General features: G+C 68.8%; 12 protein-coding genes and 4 pseudogenes. 4 read left to right on the top strand and 12 right to left on the bottom strand.

Annotated elements, in window-relative coordinates; genetic code table 11:
- Positions 1–65: 65 nt before the first annotated feature.
- Positions 66–3,587 (bottom strand): BTAD domain-containing putative transcriptional regulator, encoded by a 3,522-nt coding sequence (locus AB0I77_RS27750; RefSeq protein WP_363285539.1) that lies wholly within the window; start codon positions 3,585–3,587, stop codon positions 66–68.
- Positions 3,588–3,729: 142 nt separating this feature from the next.
- Between AB0I77_RS27750 and AB0I77_RS27745 the strand changes: the two genes are divergently transcribed.
- A complete protein-coding gene (locus tag AB0I77_RS27745) occupies positions 3,730–4,170 on the top strand; it encodes a hypothetical protein (RefSeq protein ID WP_363285418.1) in 441 nt (146 codons plus the stop codon).
- A gap of 9 nt (positions 4,171–4,179) precedes the next feature.
- Here AB0I77_RS27745 and AB0I77_RS27740 read toward each other — a convergent pair.
- From AB0I77_RS27740 to AB0I77_RS27705, 8 genes and pseudogenes are all read right to left on the bottom strand, one after another.
- Positions 4,180–4,275 (bottom strand): annotated as a pseudogene (locus tag AB0I77_RS27740) (SWIM zinc finger family protein); the annotation flags it as partial.
- 51 nt (positions 4,276–4,326) lie between these two features.
- Complete coding sequence (locus AB0I77_RS27735; RefSeq protein WP_363285417.1) at positions 4,327–4,779, bottom strand: hypothetical protein; 453 nt, start codon at positions 4,777–4,779, stop codon at positions 4,327–4,329.
- 154 nt (positions 4,780–4,933) lie between these two features.
- Positions 4,934–5,272, bottom strand: a complete 339-nt coding sequence (locus AB0I77_RS27730; protein WP_363285416.1) for a VOC family protein — start codon at positions 5,270–5,272, stop codon at positions 4,934–4,936.
- A gap of 12 nt (positions 5,273–5,284) precedes the next feature.
- Positions 5,285–6,230: pseudogene (locus tag AB0I77_RS27725) on the bottom strand (hypothetical protein); the annotation flags it as partial.
- Between the two features lie 48 nt (positions 6,231–6,278).
- Positions 6,279–7,712, bottom strand: coding sequence for an SPFH domain-containing protein (locus tag AB0I77_RS27720; RefSeq protein WP_363285415.1), 1,434 nt, complete (start codon positions 7,710–7,712; stop codon positions 6,279–6,281).
- 146 nt (positions 7,713–7,858) lie between these two features.
- Entirely contained in the window at positions 7,859–8,374 is a 516-nt protein-coding gene (locus AB0I77_RS27715) for a hypothetical protein (RefSeq protein WP_363285414.1), read from the bottom strand.
- A gap of 288 nt (positions 8,375–8,662) precedes the next feature.
- On the bottom strand, positions 8,663–9,259 hold the full coding sequence (locus AB0I77_RS27710; RefSeq protein WP_363285413.1) for a TetR/AcrR family transcriptional regulator: 597 nt from the start codon (positions 9,257–9,259) through the stop codon (positions 8,663–8,665).
- A gap of 143 nt (positions 9,260–9,402) precedes the next feature.
- A complete protein-coding gene (locus AB0I77_RS27705) occupies positions 9,403–9,696 on the bottom strand; it encodes a helix-turn-helix domain-containing protein (RefSeq protein WP_363285538.1) in 294 nt (97 codons plus the stop codon).
- A 31-nt stretch (positions 9,697–9,727) separates the two neighbouring features.
- Here AB0I77_RS27705 and AB0I77_RS27700 point away from each other — a divergent pair, with 31 nt between their 5' ends.
- A complete protein-coding gene (locus tag AB0I77_RS27700) occupies positions 9,728–10,411 on the top strand; it encodes a Gfo/Idh/MocA family oxidoreductase (protein WP_363285412.1) in 684 nt (227 codons plus the stop codon).
- A gap of 12 nt (positions 10,412–10,423) precedes the next feature.
- Positions 10,424–10,738: pseudogene (locus tag AB0I77_RS27695) on the top strand (hypothetical protein); the annotation flags it as partial.
- A 497-nt stretch (positions 10,739–11,235) separates the two neighbouring features.
- Here the strand turns inward: AB0I77_RS27695 and AB0I77_RS27690 are convergent.
- Positions 11,236–11,442: a hypothetical protein gene (locus AB0I77_RS27690; RefSeq protein ID WP_363285411.1), complete on the bottom strand. Its 207-nt coding sequence runs from the start codon at positions 11,440–11,442 to the stop codon at positions 11,236–11,238.
- Between AB0I77_RS27690 and AB0I77_RS27685 the strand changes: the two are divergent.
- Positions 11,342–11,677 (top strand): annotated as a pseudogene (locus AB0I77_RS27685) (transposase); the annotation flags it as partial. The gene AB0I77_RS27690 and the pseudogene AB0I77_RS27685 sit on opposite strands and share 101 nt — an antisense overlap.
- 36 nt (positions 11,678–11,713) lie before the next feature.
- Here AB0I77_RS27685 and AB0I77_RS27680 read toward each other — a convergent pair.
- Positions 11,714–12,052: a hypothetical protein gene (locus tag AB0I77_RS27680; protein ID WP_363285410.1), complete on the bottom strand. Its 339-nt coding sequence runs from the start codon at positions 12,050–12,052 to the stop codon at positions 11,714–11,716.
- Positions 12,053–12,067: 15 nt separating this feature from the next.
- The gene (locus tag AB0I77_RS27675) at positions 12,068–18,613 is read right to left on the bottom strand and encodes an RHS repeat-associated core domain-containing protein (protein WP_363285408.1); all 6,546 of its coding nucleotides are present in this window, start codon (positions 18,611–18,613) and stop codon (positions 12,068–12,070) included.
- Between the last annotated feature and the right edge of the window lie 22 nt (positions 18,614–18,635).

Raw genomic sequence — 18,635 nt, 5'->3', positions numbered from 1 at the left:
CGATCCACAGGTTGTCGTCGGTCAGGGGCGCGACCGTCGTGGGGTCCCACTGGCCGGCGACGACTTCAGGGTCTCGCCGGTCTTGGGGTCCTTGAAGCTGAGCTGAAGGAGGCGTTGTCGTCGTCGGGCACACCCACATCCGAGAAGATGTCCCACGCTTGCCGCCTCATGGGTTCAGCGGCAGCGTCGTCGGTGTCGTCGTCGGTCATCCGGAGGGCGCGGGCGAGTGCCACGAGGGTGCGGGCTTCGCCGAGTCGGTGGCCGGTCTCACGGTGTACGGCCAGCGCCTCCCGGCCGAGGGCGACGGCTGTGGCATGCGCCGACTCAGACTCCGCCGTGCCGCACAGGACGGTCAGGGCCTGTCCCTCCACCACTCGGAAGCCGTACTCACGTGCCAGGCTCAGCGCCTGTTCGGCGTGGTTGCGGGCCTCGTCGTGGTGGCCCTGCTGCCGGTGCGTGAGGGACAGTCCCAGGAGGCTGTCCGCCTCCGCCCGCCCGAATCTCGCCTTCCGGGCCAGGGCGAGGGCTTGCGTGCCGGCCTCGAGGGATCGGTCGAAGTGGGCGAGACTTCGGTGGGCCGCCGCGAGCGTGGTGAGGATGCCGGACTGAATCCAGGGCCGTCCCGTGTCCTTGAGCAGGGCAAACGCACGCTCGGCCTGCTCCAGTCCCTCGTCGTGGCGGCCGAGTTCGATATTGATCCTCGCGACGGCGCCGACCATCATGGCGCGGGCGTTGCGGTATCCGCGTCTCCCGTCGGGGGCCACCCAGGGGCCGAGGACGGCAAGGCCGTCGTCGAGACGGCCGAGTTCCCAGTACACCCAACCCAGCGTCTGCAGAGCCGGGCTGTCGTCCCACCAACTGAGCTCCGCACTGCGGCTGATGGCCAGTTCGAGGTGAGCGGCGGCCTCGCGCAGCCGGCCCAGATCGCGGCAGACCATTCCGAGGCCGAGCAACCCGAACGCTTCGACGTGACGATTCCCGACGTCACGGGTGATCCGCAGGCCGGTGGTCATGTGCTCGTGCGCACTGTCGAGGCGCGCGATGCTCCACGCGACGAAGCCTCCGACGCCGAGAGCCGCGGCCTCCCCCGTTCGCCAACCGAGCTCCCGACTGATGTCCAGTACGCGCGTGGTGTGAGCCGTAGCCTGCCGGGGATGACCCCAGTCCCACTGGATCACTCCAAGGCTGATGTGCATGGCTGCCTGGCCGAACAGGTCGCCCTCGGCCATGGCCGCTTCCAGTGCCGTCTGTGCGGTGGCCTGCCACGTCGACCGCGGCAGGTGAAGCCAGAAGTAGCCGAACAGCGCTGAGGTCAGATGCCAGGCGACGGGGCGGGGACCGTGGCGGGCGGCATGGTCGCTGACGGCGAGCAGATTGGCCCGCTCCGCCGCCAGCCACTGTCCGGCTCCGGCGGCGGACGGCAGGCCCGGGTGATCACCGGGGCCGAAGTCGCCGGGCAGCTCCGGGAGGAGCCAGGTCCCCGCGGCGGCGCGAGCGGCGTGCGTGTACCAGAGCAGGACGCGTTTCAACGCGGCCTCGCGGTCCTCCGCGCTCTCCTCCAGCCGCGCACACTCCTGCGCGTACTCGCGAAGGAGATCGTGGAACCGGTATCGGCCCGCTGTCACCGGTTCGATCAGGTGGGTGGCGGCCAAGCCACTGAGCAGGCGCCGGGCCTGCTGAAGCGGTATGTCCAGGAGGGCTGAGGGGACTTCGGCGGTGAACTCCGGTCCGGGGAACAGGCCGAGCAGGCGGAAGAGCCGGCGTGCGGCAGGCGCCAGAACGCGGTACGACGCGGAAAAAGCCGTCCGCAAGGGGGAGTTGTCGTCATCGTCCGGCTCCAGCGCCTCCAGCCGCTTGCCCTCGGACAACTCGCTCACCAGATCGGCCAGGCGCAGCCCCGGATCGCCCGCCAGCCGGGCGGCGGCCACGCGCAGGGCCAGCGGCAGGCTGCCGCACAGCCGGATCAGTTCGTCGACCGCGAGCGGTTCGGCGGAGAGCCGGTCCGCGCCGAGTGCCTCGCTCAGCAGTGCGCGGGCCTCGGCCGGAAGGAGGAGATCCAACGGCAGGGCGTGTGCCCCGTCGCGGGCCACGAGATCGCCGAGCCGGTTGCGGCTGGTGACGACGACGCAGCAGGACGGACTGCCCGGGAGGAGTGGCCGGACCTGCTCCGCCGAAGCCGCGTTGTCCAGCAGAACGAGGACGCGTCGGCCGGCCAGCAGGGTCCGGTACAAGCGGCCTTGGGCCTCGTGATTCGAGGGAATCTCCGACGCCGCGCTCCGCAGACTCCGCAGCAGCAGCGCGAGAGCCTCGCCGGGCTCGAGCGGCTGCCGGTCGTGGTCGAAGCCGTGCAGGTTCACGTACAGCTGGCCGTCCGGGAAGCGGCCTTGCACCTGGTGTGCCCAGTGCACCGCCAGCGCCGTCTTGCCGATGCCGGCGGCGCCGCCGATGGCGGATATGACCACGGTGTTCGTCGGCCCCTGGCCCTGCTCGGGCGGAAGCAGCGCGTGCAGTCGGGCGAGTTCGCCGGTGCGGCCGGCGAATCCCGGGGCGTCGTGCGGCAACTCGGCCGGCGAGGACAGAGCGCTGTCGCGTGGCGGGCGAGCGGACAGGTGACCGGACAGGTGACCGGGCAGGTGACCGGGCAGGTGACCGGGCAGGTGACCGGACAGGTGACCGGGCAGGTGACCGGACTGCTGCCCGGGTGCCTCCGGCCGTAGCGGCGCGGCTCCTGGCCGTATCGGCGCGGCCGCTTGCCGTATCGGCGCGTCCGCCGCGGGATCGTTTCGGATGCGCCGGGAGAGCGGCTGTGCGGGAGGAGTTGCCGGACGCAGGAGGTAGGCGTCGTCCTGACGCAGCACCGCTTCGTACACCCGGCGGAGCTCCTCACCGGGATCCACTCCGAGTTCGTCCCGCAGTCGTACGCGCATCTCCTGATAGGCGTTGAGCGCGTCCCCTTGACGTTCGCAGCCGTACAGGGCCCGCATGCGCAGCGCCAGCAGCGACTCGTCGAACGCATCGGACGGGGACGAGGAAGGGGCCGCAAGGTCGCCCAGGGCCTCGCTGAACCGGCCGAGCAGTACCAGGCATTCGACACTCGTCAGCCGGAGCGTCCGTCGGCGCTCCAGCAGCCGCTGCCGCTCGTTCCGTGCGAACGGTCCCGGCAGGTTGGCCAAGGGCTCTCCGCGGAACAGCGCGAGCGCCGCGGACAACTGGTCCGTCGCGGTGGCCAGATCGCCGGATGCCCTGGTGCGCAGCGCCTCGTCGCCCCGCTCGGTCAGATCCGCCGTATCGATCCGTACGTCCTCGACGGCGAAGCGGTACCAGCCCTTGCCGCTGCGGATCACCGATTCCGCGGGTCGGGTGCCTTCCGGGTCGAGCGACCTGCGCAGTGGGTTGACATGACTGGCCAGCACCTTGTGACCGGATGCGGGTTCCTCCGATCCCCACACCCCGTCGAGCAGTTGGTCATGGCTCACCACGGTGTCCGGGCGCAGCAGCAGCGCGGCAAGCACGGCCTGGCGCTTCAGGGGTCCGAGGTCCAGTGGTGTTCCGTCCCGCCAGGCCTGTAACGGCCCGAGCACCTCCATCCGAAGCCGCTGGGGAGACCCGCCGCCCATCCGAAGCCTCCGCTCCCGCTACATCATCGGAATTTCATCAGCATTGCAGCACCTCCGGCCATGGTGACGGACATGACATCGCACAACTCGCACAATTGAAGGGGGAGTTCCAGTGACCGAAGTGGAGTTGGTGGCCACCGCGTTCGCGACAGGGGCGGCGGCCGGACTCACGGGCTCGGCCCACGGAGTCGTCCACGACCTCTACGCCGGGCTGAGAGAGGCGGTCCGCCGGAGGCTGGTCGAGGCCGGTGGCCAGGGTGGGGGCGGCGGCAAGGGTGCGGGTGGCGGCTACGGCCTACGGGTGCTGGACGCGTACGAGACGGACCCCGACGTGTGGCGGACCCGGTTGCTCCAGGTGCTGACCGGCTCCGGGGTGGAGACGGACGAGGAGATCCTCGCGGCCGCCCGCGCCGTGCTCCGTACGGAGCGCCCGAGGGGGCACATCGGCGTGGACATCTGCGGCAAGGCACAGCACAACGGGTCGGCAGCGGTGGCCTGGACAGGTCGCTGCGCTGTCAGTGGCGCGTGGCACGATCCGCGGCATGACGAGTGAGTCGAGCGCGTGTTTGCACGGGCCGCGTCTTCCCCGGTACTTCGTCCACCACAGACAGGTGCAGCTCGATGCGCGAAGGCCGCTGCGATCCGCCCCGTGCCCGATGGAAGCAGTGGCTCGACTGACTGTCCTGCACTCGCGGGTCGACCGTGTGCGTCAACTGGGCGTGTCCGTGGGTTCGGCGGGAACGTGGGGGTGGACTGCGAGGCGGCGGGCTTCGGCCGTGACCTCGGCATTGACCTGGTCCACTGTTCTGTCGCCGTAGTCGATGGTGTCGTACTCGTCATCGAGTTCGGCGAGCCGCTCAGTCAGGGGCAGCTCATGTCCGTAGCGATGGTGAATCCGGGAGGTGAACTCCCGAGGTGTCAGCTCGCCGGCGAGCATGCAGCGTGCCAGGGCTCGGGCAGCGGCTTCCTGGCCTGCATCGCTGGCGACCGGATAGAAGGTGAGGCCGAGTTCGCCGAGTGCTTCGGGGAGCAACTCGTGGACGTCGTAGTCCGCCTCGGCGCGTGTGCAGGCGGCGAGGAGTCGAAGGGCGGGGGTGTCGAGTCCGGCGACGAGCGCGTCACAGGCGGCATTGACGACGTCGCTCGCACGGACTTCTCCCATGCTCCAAAGCGCGGCATGGTCCTGTAGGGCGGTCGCTGCTGCTTCGGTCGACGTCACTCGCTCATGATTGCCCTGACCGCTCTTCTGTGACGATTAAACGACCTGATCGTGCGGGCGTTCATTGCCGGGCCCGTTTTGATAGTTGGGGTCGCCGTCAGCCTGCGGTCGGTGCCGGTGATGCGGTGCGGGGGCGATGGGCCCGAACGTCCACAGAACGTCCATCGGGATCTCGAGCTGTCATCGTCCGCAGCCCCCATCCCGCCCGGCGCAGTGGGTCGAGGTCGGTGGGAGGGGTGGTAGGGGTGGTAGGGGTTTCGACGATCATCAAGTGGTCGTCCCCGCCGACATCGATGACCGCGATCCGAGGATCGGAGGAGGTTGCGGCGCGCTCGAATGCGGGCCTCGCTCCGAGCAACTCCGTGTAGTACGTCACGAGCCGGTCGAGGTCGGTTGTGGACAGAGTCAGATGGTTGATTCCGAGGAGATCGGGCATGGTCAGCCAACTTTAGTGCGGCCGCTGGATGGTTACCGGTCCTCGCCAGGACTGACGTCGGACGTACAGGCGGTTGCCTTCCGGGCCGGTCCACTCCAGTCGTACGACGCCTGCCATCGCGGCATCACCGGCGCGGGACGGGTCGGCCCAGTAGCCGAAGGCCGGGTTGCGGAAGAACGTCGCCCACAGGCCGCCGTGGTGATCCTTGACGAAGTTGTTGTGCCCGGCGCCTACGCCCGCGGTCCAGCGCCGGGAGTACGGGCCTTCGAAGCGGTTCGCGACGGCGACGACCGCGTCGTACTGGTACTGCGTCCGGCCGGTGCCGGGCGGGTCGTAGGCGTAGCGGGTGCTGCCGTCGGAGTTGTCCGAGGTGCGCTCCCACGTCCCGGAACTTGGCGTGGAGGTGGTTGTGCAGCACCAGCCGCGCCTCGTCGCCCTCCGTGTAGAGGTTGCCGTCGATGTGGTGGTACGCGCAGGGCTTGATGAACGACGGCCCGCCGATGAACGAGTCGCCGAAGGGCTTGTTGAGATTGCCCCGCACGAGGCGGTACGGGCCCTCGACCCCGCCCTCGCTCACCAGCAGGAACGAGCCGACCTTCTGGGAGTGGCCGACCGTGCACGCGACGAGGTACCACCTGCCGCGGAAGTAGTGCGGCTCGGGCGCCCACGCCTCGCCACGCTTGCCGAACTGGTCGTCGTGCCAGTACTCCCGCCACGGGGCGACGACCGTACGCCCGGGGCGGTTCTCCCCGGCGAACTCCGGCGACCACACCGTGCCGAGCTCGGCGCCGGGCCGGATGCCGGTGGTGTCGGCCAGCCGCCACGGGCCGCGCAGGGACGACGCCGTCCACACGAAGACGCCGTCGTTCCAAGGGGCGGCCCCCGTGAGGCCGGGCGCACGGGTGGTGCCGGTCGCGACGTAGCGTGGACGGCCGTCGACGACGAGGCAGTTTCGGTGTCAGCCGGTATCGACGTCAGCCGGTATCGACGTCAGCCGGTTTCGATGTCAGCCGGTGATTTCGACCTTTCCGTTGGCCCCGTCGGGCGCCGTGGCCGCGGGCTGCGAACCGCTGCCCCGCTGGGTGATGTTCTTCAGCAGTTCGGCGAGGTCGACTCCGGTGGTGGAGCTGAGGAGTTCGACGCCCTGAGCGACGTTGTCGGCGACGGTGCGCGACAGCTGGCTCGCGCCGTCCGTAGAGATCACCGTCATCTTGTCGATGGCGCTGAGCGGCTCGGACGCCTTGGCGACGACCTGCGGCAGCACTTCGACCAGCATCTGCAGCACGGCCGCGTCGCCGTACCGCGCGAAGGCGTCGGCCTTCTTGTGCATCGCCTCGGCCTCGGCGGCACCCTTGGCACCGATGGCGGCGGCCTCGGCCTCGCCCTCGATGCGTACCGCGTCGGCGAGCGCGGCGCGGTGCGCCTTCTCGCCCTCACCGGTCAGGCGGGACCGCTGGGCGTCCGCCTCGGCCTGCTTGACCAGGGCGATACGGCGGGCTTCGGCCTCCTGCTCGGCCTGGTAGCGGGCGGCGTCGGCGGGCTTGCGGACCTTGGTGTCCAGCTCACGGTCGGTCAGCGCGGCCTGCCGTTCGGCGACCTTCTCCTGCTCGCTCAGGACCTCCTGCGACCGGGCCGCTTCCGCCAGCGGACCCGCGGCAGCGGCGCGCGCGGCGGCCTCGTCCGTCTCGGCCTTGATCTCGGCCTGCTTGAGCGCGAACGTCCGCTGCGCGATCGCGATCTCCTCCTCGGCCTTCAGCCGCGCCTGCTCGGCGGCACGCCGGGCCACCGCCTCGGCGATGTCCGCCTCCTGCTTGGCACGAGCGGCCTCCGGCCGGCCGAGGTCCTCCAGGTAGGAGCCCTCGGTGGAGATGTCCTGGATCTGGAAGGCGTCCAGCACCAGACCCTGCCCGGACAGACTGGCCTCGGCCTCCTCCGCCACCTGCCCGGCGAACGCGGCCCGGTCCCGGATGATGTCTTCCACCGACATCCGGCCGACGATGGCCCGCAGCGCGCCCGAAAGCACCTCCTGGGTGAAGCCGACGATGCCGTCCTGCTGCATCAGGAACCGCTGGGCCGAGGCGCGGATGGAGTCCTCGCTGCCGCCGACCTTGACGATGGCGACGCCTTCGAGGTGGGCCTTGACCCCGCGCAGCGTGACGGCACCACGCACCGCGACCGGGATGTGCCGCGAAGACAGGTCGAGCGTGAACTTCTGCTGCACGAACGGCACGACGAAGACACCGCCGCCGACCACGACCTTCTGACCGCTGTTGTCGGTGAACACCCGGCCGGTCTCCGGGTCGGTCGCCTTCTTGCCACGCCGACCGGTGACGATGAACGCCTCGCTGGGGCCGGCGACCTTGTAGCGGGTGACGACGACCAGGCCGAGCAGGACCAGGAGTACGACGACGCCGATGACGGCGATCACAACTGGGCTCATGACGAATTCCCCTCAGCCCTCCCAGGGGACGGCAGATCGATATGGGTTCATGTGGATGAAAGTTGATGAAAGTTGATAAAAGCGAATGAAAGTGGATGAAAGGGCCCCGCCGGTCCGGTGCCGGGTGTGCGCAGCGGCTCGGTGGATCAGCGTTCGACCAGGCGTACGGAGACCGCCGTTTGCGACAGTGCCTCCTCCACCCAGACCTCCGCACCGCGCGCCACCGGGACCGGGCTCTTCGCCGCGAGCTTCACCGGTTGCCCGCCCCGGCGGACCAGTACCTCGCCGTAGCCGTCGGCCGGGATGGCGGTGACCACCGATCCCGACGTGCCGATCAGGTCGTCGTCGCGCGGGGCGGCGCCCGACCGGTCGCTCATCAGGGCACGGCTGAGGCGGTACGCGAGCCAGCCCGTGCCGGCTCCGGCCGAGCCGCCGATCACGGTGGCGCCGACGGCACCCAGCCCGGTGGCGCCCATGACGATCGCACCGGAGAAGCCGAGCATGGAGACGAACCCGGCGACGACCGGAAGCGACAGCCACCCGTCGAACAGGCCGTCCAGCACGTCGGCACCGTCGAAGAGCCCCTCAAGGACGCCGTCGAAGACGAGCGACAGCCCGAGGAGTACGACCCCCGCGATACCCAGACCGAGAAACCAGGCCATACGTGGTCACCGCCTCTCCTCGACGCCTTCGTGCCGGCTGAACTGAACGCATGCTCGCATGGGACCAGCGCGGGAACATTGCCTTGTTCCGGCAACCTTTACGCGGTTTTGATGCCGTGCTCTTCACATCCCGGTCCACCAGAACACGGTCACGTTCCTCACCTTCACCACGCGCCGCCACCGGACCGGCCAGCCACGAACGAGATTCCGAAGAGCTGCCGGCCGTCACCGGGAAACCGTCGGCTCCCAGGGTGTCCCGGCAGCCGACTGTGAAGAGCGGCCCGTGGCCTACGCCTCGTCGTCCCGTTCGCGGTATCCGCTCTCGATGAGCGTGCGGAGACGGCCGAGTGACTCCTCGTCCGTGGCGCCGGTGCCGCTGATCCAGGCAACGGAAATCGCCGCGAGGAACAGGTCGTAGCTCTTCACCGACGGGCGTACGTGGCCCGCGACCTGCGCGGCCCGCACGTATTCGTCCGTCGTGGCGATGAGGGGGTCGCAGGGAAGCGTGAGCGGGTTGCCCGGCTCCTGCGCCCTGGCCGCGGCCATGAGTGGTTCCGGCAGCCCACTGAAGGCGCTGAAGTACTCCTCCATCGCCCGCAGCCACTGCCGTAGCGCCTCGGAGGGGTCGCCGAGCCGGGCGATGTCAGCCTGGCGGGCCACCAGTTCCTCGGAACGCGTCTGGAGCACGGCCGCCAGCAGCGCCTCCCGGGTGGGGAAGTGCCGGTACAGCGTGCCGGGCCCGACGCCCGCCTCCTTGGCCACCGCCTCCAGGGACGTGCCCACCCCGTACGCCAAGAAGTGACGCTGCGCTGCTTCCAGGAGAGCGGCACGGTTGCGCTGGACGTCCGCACGCGGCCTACGCCCCTGCTGTCCAGTGGCACCCATACGCCCTCCACTCTCAGCGACTCCACCAAAACGGAGCCTACCTCCGTGCACACCCCGCCCCACGCTAAAGCGGAGGCGGTGTCCGGTCAACTCGAGACCTCCGCCGGCCTCTCCGGTCAGTCCAGGTCGGTGCGGAGGGTCAGTCAGTCCAGGTCGGTGCGGAGGGCCAGGTCGAGAAGGCCGGGGAAGCGCTCGTCGAACTCGGGGCGGCGCAGACGGTTGTAGCGGCGCTGGCCCTTGTCACGCTGTTCCAGGAGGCCGGCCTGGCGCAGCACGGTGAAGTGGTGGCTGAGAGCGGCCTTGCGCACGGGCACATCGAAGCTGCCGCACGGGCGCTCCCAGTCCTCGGCGGCGGCGAGTTCCCGAATGAGGCCGAGGCGTACCGGGTCGGCGAGGGCTGCCAAGGCGGTGACGAGCGAAACCTCGCGCGGGTGGATGTGTTCGCTGCAGGCGCGGTCCGCCCCCGTTGTGCGCCATCTGCGCGACCTGGTCGCCGACGGATATGTCGGCGAGGTGCTCTCGACCAGCCTGGTGGCTTCCGGCGGGAGTTGGGGAGCGGAATTCTCCGAGGACGGCGCCTACCTGCCGGACCGCGCCAACGGCGCGACCATGCTCACCATCCCGTTCGGGCACACCCTCGACGCACTGACCATGGTGCTCGGCGATGTCGAGGAGGTCACCACTGTCACCGCCACCCGCCACCGAGAAGTCAGGGACCCGCAGACCAGCCGGGTGTTCCGGCCGAATGTCGCCGACCAGGTGGTGTTCGGCGGCGTGCTCTCCTGCGGCGCGGTGGTCTCCGCGCACTACCGGGGCGGCCTGTCCCGGGGCACCAACTTCCACTGGGAGATCAACGGAACGGACGGGGACCTGGTCATCACCGGCGACACCGGACACCTCCAGGTGGGCGAGTTCAGCATCGCCGGAGCGCACGGATCCGACGCCGAGCTCAGCCGCCTCGCCGTACCCGAGCGGTACTTCGACCCCGCACTCCAGGAGCTGCGCGGCACCCCCGCGTACAACGTCGGCGCCGCCTACGCGCAGATCCGGCGCGACCTGACGGAGGACGGCTCCGAGGTACCCGACTTCGCCCACGCAGCCCGACACCACCGACTGCTCGACCGGATCGAGCGAGCGGCGGAGCACGCCTGACTGGGGTCCTCCGCCAACCTCGTCGCGGGTGATACGACATCGGCTGCTGCCCTCCTTGCTGACACGAAGCCCGGCGACCCGTGGGAGCAAGCTGTAACCGCATGCCTGACCATTCTGTGCCACCGAGACGCCGGGCACCCGGTCGACGGCCACCTCGAGGACCTGGCAGCCGCCTATCTTGAGCGGCAAACTGAACCCGGGATGACCGTCTTCGACATCCGGCTCGGGCTTACCGTCCTCGACTCGATCGGTTCCGCCGATTCGCCCGCCGCGCACCGCATCGTCGAGGACCTCCACCGCAGGATGACGGACGCCGAAGACGGTTACTACGGCCACCCCGGCTAAGATCGCCATCTGGCCCCGCGCACCTGGCGCCCAGCGGTAGTGCCCGCGCACCCACGTTCCGTCAGCCTTCACGTACGGGTCAATCCAAGGCACTGACGCCTCCCCCCCCCAGTCGTCGATCCCCACGCAACAGGCCATGCTGACACCCGGCACTGACAACACGTCACCCTTAGATCACGACAAGTGATCGACGTGGCAGAAAATCATCGCCCATTGGCGACGGGCGATTGGGCTGCGGGTCAGGACTACGCGGGGCTCCGTCCCACACCCCGGCCCTCTCTAATCCAGGGTGTAAGCAGGTCGAGCAGGTACCCGCAAGGGAGTAGCGAACTGCTTGCGTGGGGACAGCGGAACGCCTTCGGCCCTCACGGTCCTTGAGACCCGCTCTGAGACCGGCGCCGCTGTCCCCCTGAGTCCTCGTGGCGGTAACGTGGGCGCCGGGCAACGCCTGTGGTCAGCCTGGCCCCTGAGGCCTCCCGTTAGACCGGCGGCCCGGCGCCTTCGCACCACCGCGAGACCTCGTAATCGCCGCCCGCGAGCAGGGCCGCACCGCCCTGGGCGAGGCCGACCTCGCCCGGATCCACCGGCGCGCTGGCACGCGCCGCAACCGGCAACGACGGCAAGACCACCGGGCGCGCGAAGGACGCCCGCACTTTGGCGAACCGCTTCGCCAAGCACCGCGACATGATCCTGCGGTTCTCCACCGACCTGGCCGTCCCCTTCACGAACAACCAAGCCGAACGCGACATCAGACCCACGAAGGTGCAGCAGCGCGCCTCGGGCGGATGCTGGCGAACCCTGCAGGGCGTCGCCGAATTCGCCGTCTTCCAGTCCTACCTGTCTACCGCTCACAAGTGGGGCATCACCTGCATCGACGCCCTACGCCGCCTCCTTACCACCGGACCCTGGCTCCCTCCTGCCTTCACTCCCGCGGCAACGGCTGACCATTCCCGGCGTTCAGCCTCCGTGCTCGATGAGATCCTCGACGGCCTGCCGCAGCCATGCGTTGAAGTCGGGGAATCTCTCCCTCTGTTCCCACCCCGGGGATGCCAGGTCGTGGATCACGACGACATCTCCTCGTGCGAGGTCCCAACAGGCCACATCGTCGTTGTCCTGGCGCCGGGCGAAGGGAACCAGTCGACGTTCGGGATACCGATCGCGCAGACCGATAGCCCGACGCCGCAGCTGGTCGCCGTCGAAGATCCACCAGGGTTCGAGGTCGGTCAGCCCAAGCTCGACCACGCGGATGAACTCAGCCGGATAGTCGAAACCCTCCGGCAGTTCGGTGATCGTCAAGAGGTCAGCCACGGGTCAGTTCCCATCCCATCCGGTCCACGGAGAGCCCATTGGATACCTGTTACGGTACGCGGCGGCCTGCTTCCCGATGCGCAGGCCGACCGCGTCACCCCAGGTCGACGGCACTCCCTTGGGAGTAGTGAACCGGTCGATCTGCATCTGGTCGGGCAGCGGCTCGTCAAACGGGTGGATCACCGCCCGGAGATCGATCCCAGCATGCCCCGAGGCGACAACCCGGGTGTTGTCGATGGTCGTCAACCCGCCGTCCCGCATCCGCACGACGTCGATCGGCGAGCCGGCCCAACCGTTGGCTCGCATACTGTCGATGATCTCTGCCGCACCCTTCACGGAGTTCTGGCTCAGCCGAACCGTCCGCGGGTTCAGGGCAACGGATCCGTCGCCCCCCTGATCCGGAACACCCTTAGCCGCTCCGGCCTGGGACCCACCGCCCAGAAGCTCGCCTCCGCCCACGAAGGTTCCACCGCGCGGCACCTGTTTTTCGCAGTACGAGCCGTCAGGGGTACACAGCGTGATGGGCTCCGGACCCTTTGTAAGCTCATCCAGAATGCCACCGAGTACCCAGGAAACTCCCTTCATGAATTTCTTTTCATCAAATATCGCGCCGCTATTTACGTACGTTACAGAACCCGCGGAAAAGGCAGGCGTCAGGGGGTTCTGGAAGGGCGATTTGTAGATGGTTCCGTTGCCGCCAGCGCTGGTGACACTTGCGGTGCCTCCGCTGACGTGTCCGCCCCCGCCCGTCCCAGAGCCGCTGCACTGGTTCCAGCCGCCGCTGCACTGCGTGCCGTCCGAGTTCATCAGGATGGTGCCGGTGGGGTCACTGTCGGTGGTGGGGTTGTTGTCGGCGTAGGTGTAGCCGTTGAGGGACTGGGCGTCGGACGTGTCCAGGACGGGGTCGACGCTGAGGAAGCGGCCGGTGGCGGAGTCGTATTCGCGTGCGTCGACGTAGGTGAGTCCGCTGGTGGGGTCGGTGGTCTTGCCGAGGAAGGTTTTGTCGTCGGCCCATGCACCTATGCCGCCCGTGCGTGCGGTGCCGAAGGGTGTGAGGTAGCGCTTGGTGGCGGCCTGGGTGGTGGCGTCGAGGGTGACGGTGGAGGTGCCGTGCGGGTCGCCGGACAGGTAGGACAGGTTCTGGGTGCCGCTCTTGTTGGTGCGCAGGGCGATCGTGGTGCCGCTGGCGCTGTAGTAGCGCTGTGCCCAGAACTTGGCGGTCGAGGTGGAGGTGTCCAGGTGAATCTCGGTGGTGCCGAGGTAGAGGATCGTCTCGCCGCTGGTATTGCGGCGGATGAGGAGGTTGCCGTCGGTGTCGTAGATGTGGCTGGTGGTGCTCTTGGTGGTGCCGCTGGCCGACTTCTCAGTGACGGTGTCGAGGTTGCCGGTGGCGTTCCAGGTCAGGGCCTGGGTGTCGGTGCCGTTTGGGCGGGTGGTGGTGTCGCCCGTCTTGTCGTAGGTGTAGGCCGGGGTTACGCCGGTGCAGGTGGAGCTGGTGGTGGTTGCGGTGATGGCGTGGGGGGTGCTGGTGCTGTAGCAGTAGGTGCGGGTGGTGTCACCGGTTGAGCCGTGGGTGGTCTCGGTCGTGCGCAGGCCGCTGCCGGTGTAGGTGTAGGAGGTCCAGTAGGGGGAGGCTCCGCCGAGGTTGGTCGTGGTGCGGCCACTGCTGGCGCAGGAGGCGGTGGAGGGGGTCCAGGCGTCGGTGAGGCGCTGGTAGCCGTCGTAGGTGAAGCACTGGTAGTCGGTTTTGCCGGTGCCGGAGAGGTTGGCCGTGTCGTAGGCCGAGGTGACGTTGCCGGTGTCGTCGTGGGTGTAGTTCAGGTCCTGGACACTGCGGACGGCGTCGGTGGTGAGACTGCGAGTGAGCCGGTCGGTGCCTTCCTCGTAGGTGTTGGTGATGTACGCCTTCTTGGCGGTGGAGTCCTCGGAGGTGCCGAGGGTGTACTGGTTGACCTGGCCGAGCGCGTTGTAGTCAGCGGCAAGGAGGTAGCCCGTGGATCCGCCGACGTCGGTGACCAGGCCGAGGCCGTCGTAGTCGTAGTCGACGATCTCGTTGCCCAGGCCGCCGGCTGCGGGTTCGCTGTAGTACTGCTGGGTGCCGTCGATGTTGTAGTAGGCGGTGGTGGCCAGGGTTGCCGGGACCGCGCCGGAGGTGACCAGCGGGTCGCCGGCCGGAAGGGTCAGCTGGCTGCCAGTGACGTTGTAGCGGCTGTCGTAGGCGGTGACCTTACGGGTGTAGGCGCTGCCGGTGGTGCCGCCGACGTAGCTGATGGAGTCGTCCAGCCGGCCCTTCTTCAGGGTGTCGTAGTCGAAGTGTGCGAGCTTGTTCGCATCCGTCTTGGTGGACTGCCACTGGTCGGTCTGGCGGCCCAGGACGTCGTAGGCGGACAGTAGGACGCTGCCGCGGGCGTCGGTGGTGGTGGCCGACTGGTCCAGGCTCGTGTAGGTGGTGTTAGTGGTGCCCAGGTCGGGGTCGGTGGCCGAGGTCTGCCGGCCGAACAGGTCGTATCCGTAGGTCCACTTGGTGCCGTCCGTGCCGGTGACGGTGGACGGCTTGCCGTCCAGGGTGGAGGCGTACTTGACGGACGTATAGGCGGCGCCGGTGCCGGCGCCATAGGCGGCGTCGGCCGGGTCGGTGCCCGAGTAGGTTCGTTTTTCGACGGTGTTGCCGAAGATGTCGGTGATGGTGCGGGTGGCCGAGCCGCCGCTCAGCGCGGTCGTCGCGGTGGAGTCGCCGGTATAGCTGGTGGCCGTGGTCCACTTCTTGACCCCGTACACGTACAGGCTGCTGCTGGTGGTGCGGCCGGCTCCGTCGTAGACGGTCTCGGTCTGTTTGGGTGCGCCGCCGTACTCGGCCCGTGTGTAGGTGCCGCTGGGCAGGTTGCCGGAGTCGAAGACGTCGGCGTAGGTCTCGTAGGCCAGGCCCCGGCTGTCGTAGCGGGTGTCGGTGAGCAGGCGGCCGCCGTCCGGAGTGGGGGACTGGGTCTGCAGAGTCCGCAGGAGGGAGTCGTAGATCGTGTAGGTGGTGTTGTAGGTGTCGCCGTCGGCCTTCAGCGTCGACGTCGAGGTCCAGGACGGGGCATCGTTGGTGACGCTGTAGCCGTAGGTGTAGTTCGAGGTCTGGCCGGCGGAGTGAGAGCGGTTGGGCAGCCAGGTCGCTGTCTTGCGGCCCAGGGCGTCGTAACTGGTCTCGGTGATCTCGTTGTTGACGTCGTAGAGCTTGGTGGGCAGGCCCGAGGCGTAGTCGGTGTAGGTGTAGGTGGTCTGCGCCTTGGGGTTGGTGACCTTGGTTTTGGTCAGCGGCCCGGAGCCGGTGGGGGTGTAGGCGGTTGTGGTGGTGTTTCCGGCTGCGTCGGTGACGGTCAGGGGCCGGCCGAGGCCGGACGTGCCGGCACTGTCGTCGTAGGTGGTGGTGGCGGTGGTCTGCCAGGAGGTCGGGGGCCGCTCGCCGCCGGTGGCCGTGGCGGGGTAGGCGGCGGCCCGTCCGGTCCAGGTCGCCTCGCCCAGGGTCGGGGTCTGGGTGGCGGACCAGGCGGTGGCGGTGGCGCTGTCGTAGACGGTGGCGGTGTCGGAGAGGACGTCCCCGCGGGAGGTGGCGGAGGCCGGCAGGTTCAGGCTGGTCTCGGCGACGGAGCAGTCCTGGCCGACGACGCGGGTGCGGGAAGCCAGACCGGTCAGGTTGATGCCGGGGTTGCGGGCGTACCAGGTGCGGGTGCAGGAGTTGTCGCCGCTGACCCCGGTCTGCCCGGTGTCGTTGACCTGGGTGGCCATGCCGTAGCCGTCGTAGGTGGTGCTGGTGGTGCGGGTGCGCCAGGTGGCGGAGGCGGTGAGGTAGGTGGAGGTGGAGGTCTGGCCAGTGCGGAGGTAGTAGGCCTTGATGCTGGCGTAGGACTTCTGCTGGCTGGCGGTCTGTGCAGACCAGGGGGTGTTGACCGTCACGGTGACCGGGGTGGCGCCGTTGTAGGTGACCTGCTCGCGGAGGAATCCGGCGTCTTGGTCGCTGTCGGTGAGGTCGGCGACGTCCAGGCCGGAGACGTCCAGGCCGGAGACGGTGGCGGAGGTGGTGGTGCCGTCGGACTGCTTGTCGCCGTCCATGCCCTGCATGTACAGGCTGACGGTCTTGGACTGGGTGCTGCCGGCCGCGCCGGTCGTCGTGGTGACCTTGCCGTAGCCCTGCCACTGCGACCAGGTCCGCTCATCGGCAGGGACGATCGGGTCGAAGTTGTAGTGCCAGGCCGGGTCGGCGTAGCTGTAGGAGGTCTCCACCGCCTCCCCGAGGCCGGTGGGGTCGGAGCTGAGCACGGCGGTGACGCGGTACTTGTTGAACCAGTCCAGAGAAGCTTCTTCGGCGCCGTTGATGTGCCAGTACTGGGGGTAGCAGCTCATGGTGTCGTCGTCTTCGGACGACGGCATGTTCGAGCCGCGCACGCACTCCGGGTCCGACAGCGTGACCGTGGTGATGGCGCCGGTCTCGGAGGTGACGGTGGCGATGCGGGGCAGGCTGAGCGGCAGGATGTCGTCTGAGGTGGAGTCGACCCGGTTGGCCCGCATCTGGTAGGTGAAGGTGACCGGGTCCAGCTGGATGTCAGCGGTGCCGTTCTTCCCGGTGTGCTGGATGGAGGAGAGCACCAGGGTCTGGTCGGAGGTGTCGCCGATGTCCTGGCCGTCCAGGAACTTCTGCGTCAGCGTCCAGGAGTCGACGGTCGTGTAGGCGGAGGTGGTCGCCGAGTAGGCGAGCGTGTCGATGCCGGTGAGGCGCTTGCGGGTGAAAAAGGACGGACTGGCGGTGTCGCAGGTGTCGTCCCCGCTTGAGCAGATGAAGTCGTAGGGCACGTCCGGCCAGTTGTCGGACGTGGAGTCGGTCAGCGAGGAGCAGTCCGAGGCGGTGCAGCGCTCGTCATAGGAGAAGGTCACCTCGTCGGAGGCGGTGCCGGTGAACAGGGCGTCGGCGCGCTGCCCGTACAGGATCTTGGTGAGGTAGCCGCCGCGGGTGAACTGGGTGTTGGCGGTCGAGGCGCCGTTCTTGGGGTAGTAGTTCGTCTCGGCCGTGTACCAGTAGGACATGGCGTTGCCGTGGAGGTCGACGACGTAGTCGAGGTTCCACCGCCAGGCCTGGGTGAGGGAGCGGTCGGCGAAGCTGGAGCCCTGGTCGTATCCGGGCTCGCCGGAGTCGTCGCCGAAGACCGGGACGGTCCACACCGAGTTGGTGCGCTGGGTGTCGGCGCCGGGGAGCTTGTTCAGGCCGAAGACGTACTTGGTGCCGTCGCTCGTGGTGACGGTCCAGTATTCGCCGTCGGTGTCGTCGTTGACGCCGCCCGTGGAGTGGGTGACGGTGGAAGCGTCGTCGTCCTTGAGATGCCAGGCGCCGGTGGTGTCGTCCTTGACCAATTCTGTTGACTTGCCGTTGAGGACGAGGGAGGCGTTGTCGTACTTCCAGCAAAGGTCGTGCTTGTCCGACTGACCGTCCTCGTCACAGTCACCGTAAGAGCGTTCTATGTAGGACGCGGCGCTCAGGTCGAAGCCCTCGCCGACCTGGGTGGACTGGTTGTTGGTGGAGGCGGTCTTGCCGTCGGTGCTGCCGGAGTCGTACGCGAGCGACAGGGACGGGGAAGGCCCCGCCGCGGCGGGGGGCGCCGCCAGCGGATAGGTCCAGGTGAACGCGCCGGAGGAGCCGCCGGCCTCCCAGGTGGAGGAGGACGACAGGGGCGAGGCCGCGTAGTTGCCGGATCCGGATGCTGATTCGCCCGAGGTGGCCGCCAGCGCCAGCACGGTCGCCGAAGCCATTGCCTCTCCGTCAGTCGAGGCCTGGCTGAGAGGGACGGTCGCGGAGACGGTCTGTTCAGCGGCGTTGTTGCGGGAGGCCAGAGGGGTCTGGCTGCGGCAGGCCGTCTTATGAGGGGTGGTCAGGGCGCAGGCGGGCAGGGAGACGAGGCGCAGGCGGCCTGCCCAGTCGCCGCCGTAGGCGGAGGCGAAGGCGCTGTAGTCGAGGCTGACGCCGGCTGTGCCGCTGTCGGTGGCGCTTGCTGTCAGCAGCACTCCTTTGATTCCGGCGGCGGTGGCGGCCTTGCGGCTGAGTACCTGGACGCTGACCGTGCCGGAAGCCGCTTTGGAACCCGTGGTGTGGTGGAGGGTGACGGGCAGTCCTCCGGCCGTCAGCCGGGAGGTACCGGAGGCGGGCAGCTTGGTGCTGGCGGTGGCTGCTGCGGGCCACTTGGTCTTCTGCTCCGCGAGGGCCTGCTTGGCCTGCTGGTCGTTGGTCTTCTTCTGGGCGGCGACGCGGGCACGCGCCTTCTTCGCCCCGAGGCCGGCAACGTCTTTGACGGTGTCGGAGCGCTGTGCGGGCACAGCCGGTGTCAGCTGCCTGGTGCCGGCGGCGGCTTGTGCGGCCGCGGGGGTGAGGCCGCTGATGGCCAGGACGAGGGCCGTACCGGCCGTGACGGCTCTGTGTCTGTGGCGTCGCGCGCGCAAGGCGTGCGGTGTTCTTTCGGTCCGCGGGAGGACACGGCCGAGCATTGCCCGCAGCCGTCGGGCCCGTATACCGGCACTCACGACAACAACTCCTCATGCTCAC

Origin of the sequence: Streptomyces sp. NPDC050619 (genome assembly GCF_040654815.1) — a bacterium.
In the GTDB taxonomy this organism is placed as follows: Bacteria; Actinomycetota; Actinomycetes; order Streptomycetales; family Streptomycetaceae; genus Streptomyces.
The sequence above is the reverse complement of the archived record's forward strand: the minus strand, read 5'-3'. Positions and strand labels throughout refer to the sequence as shown.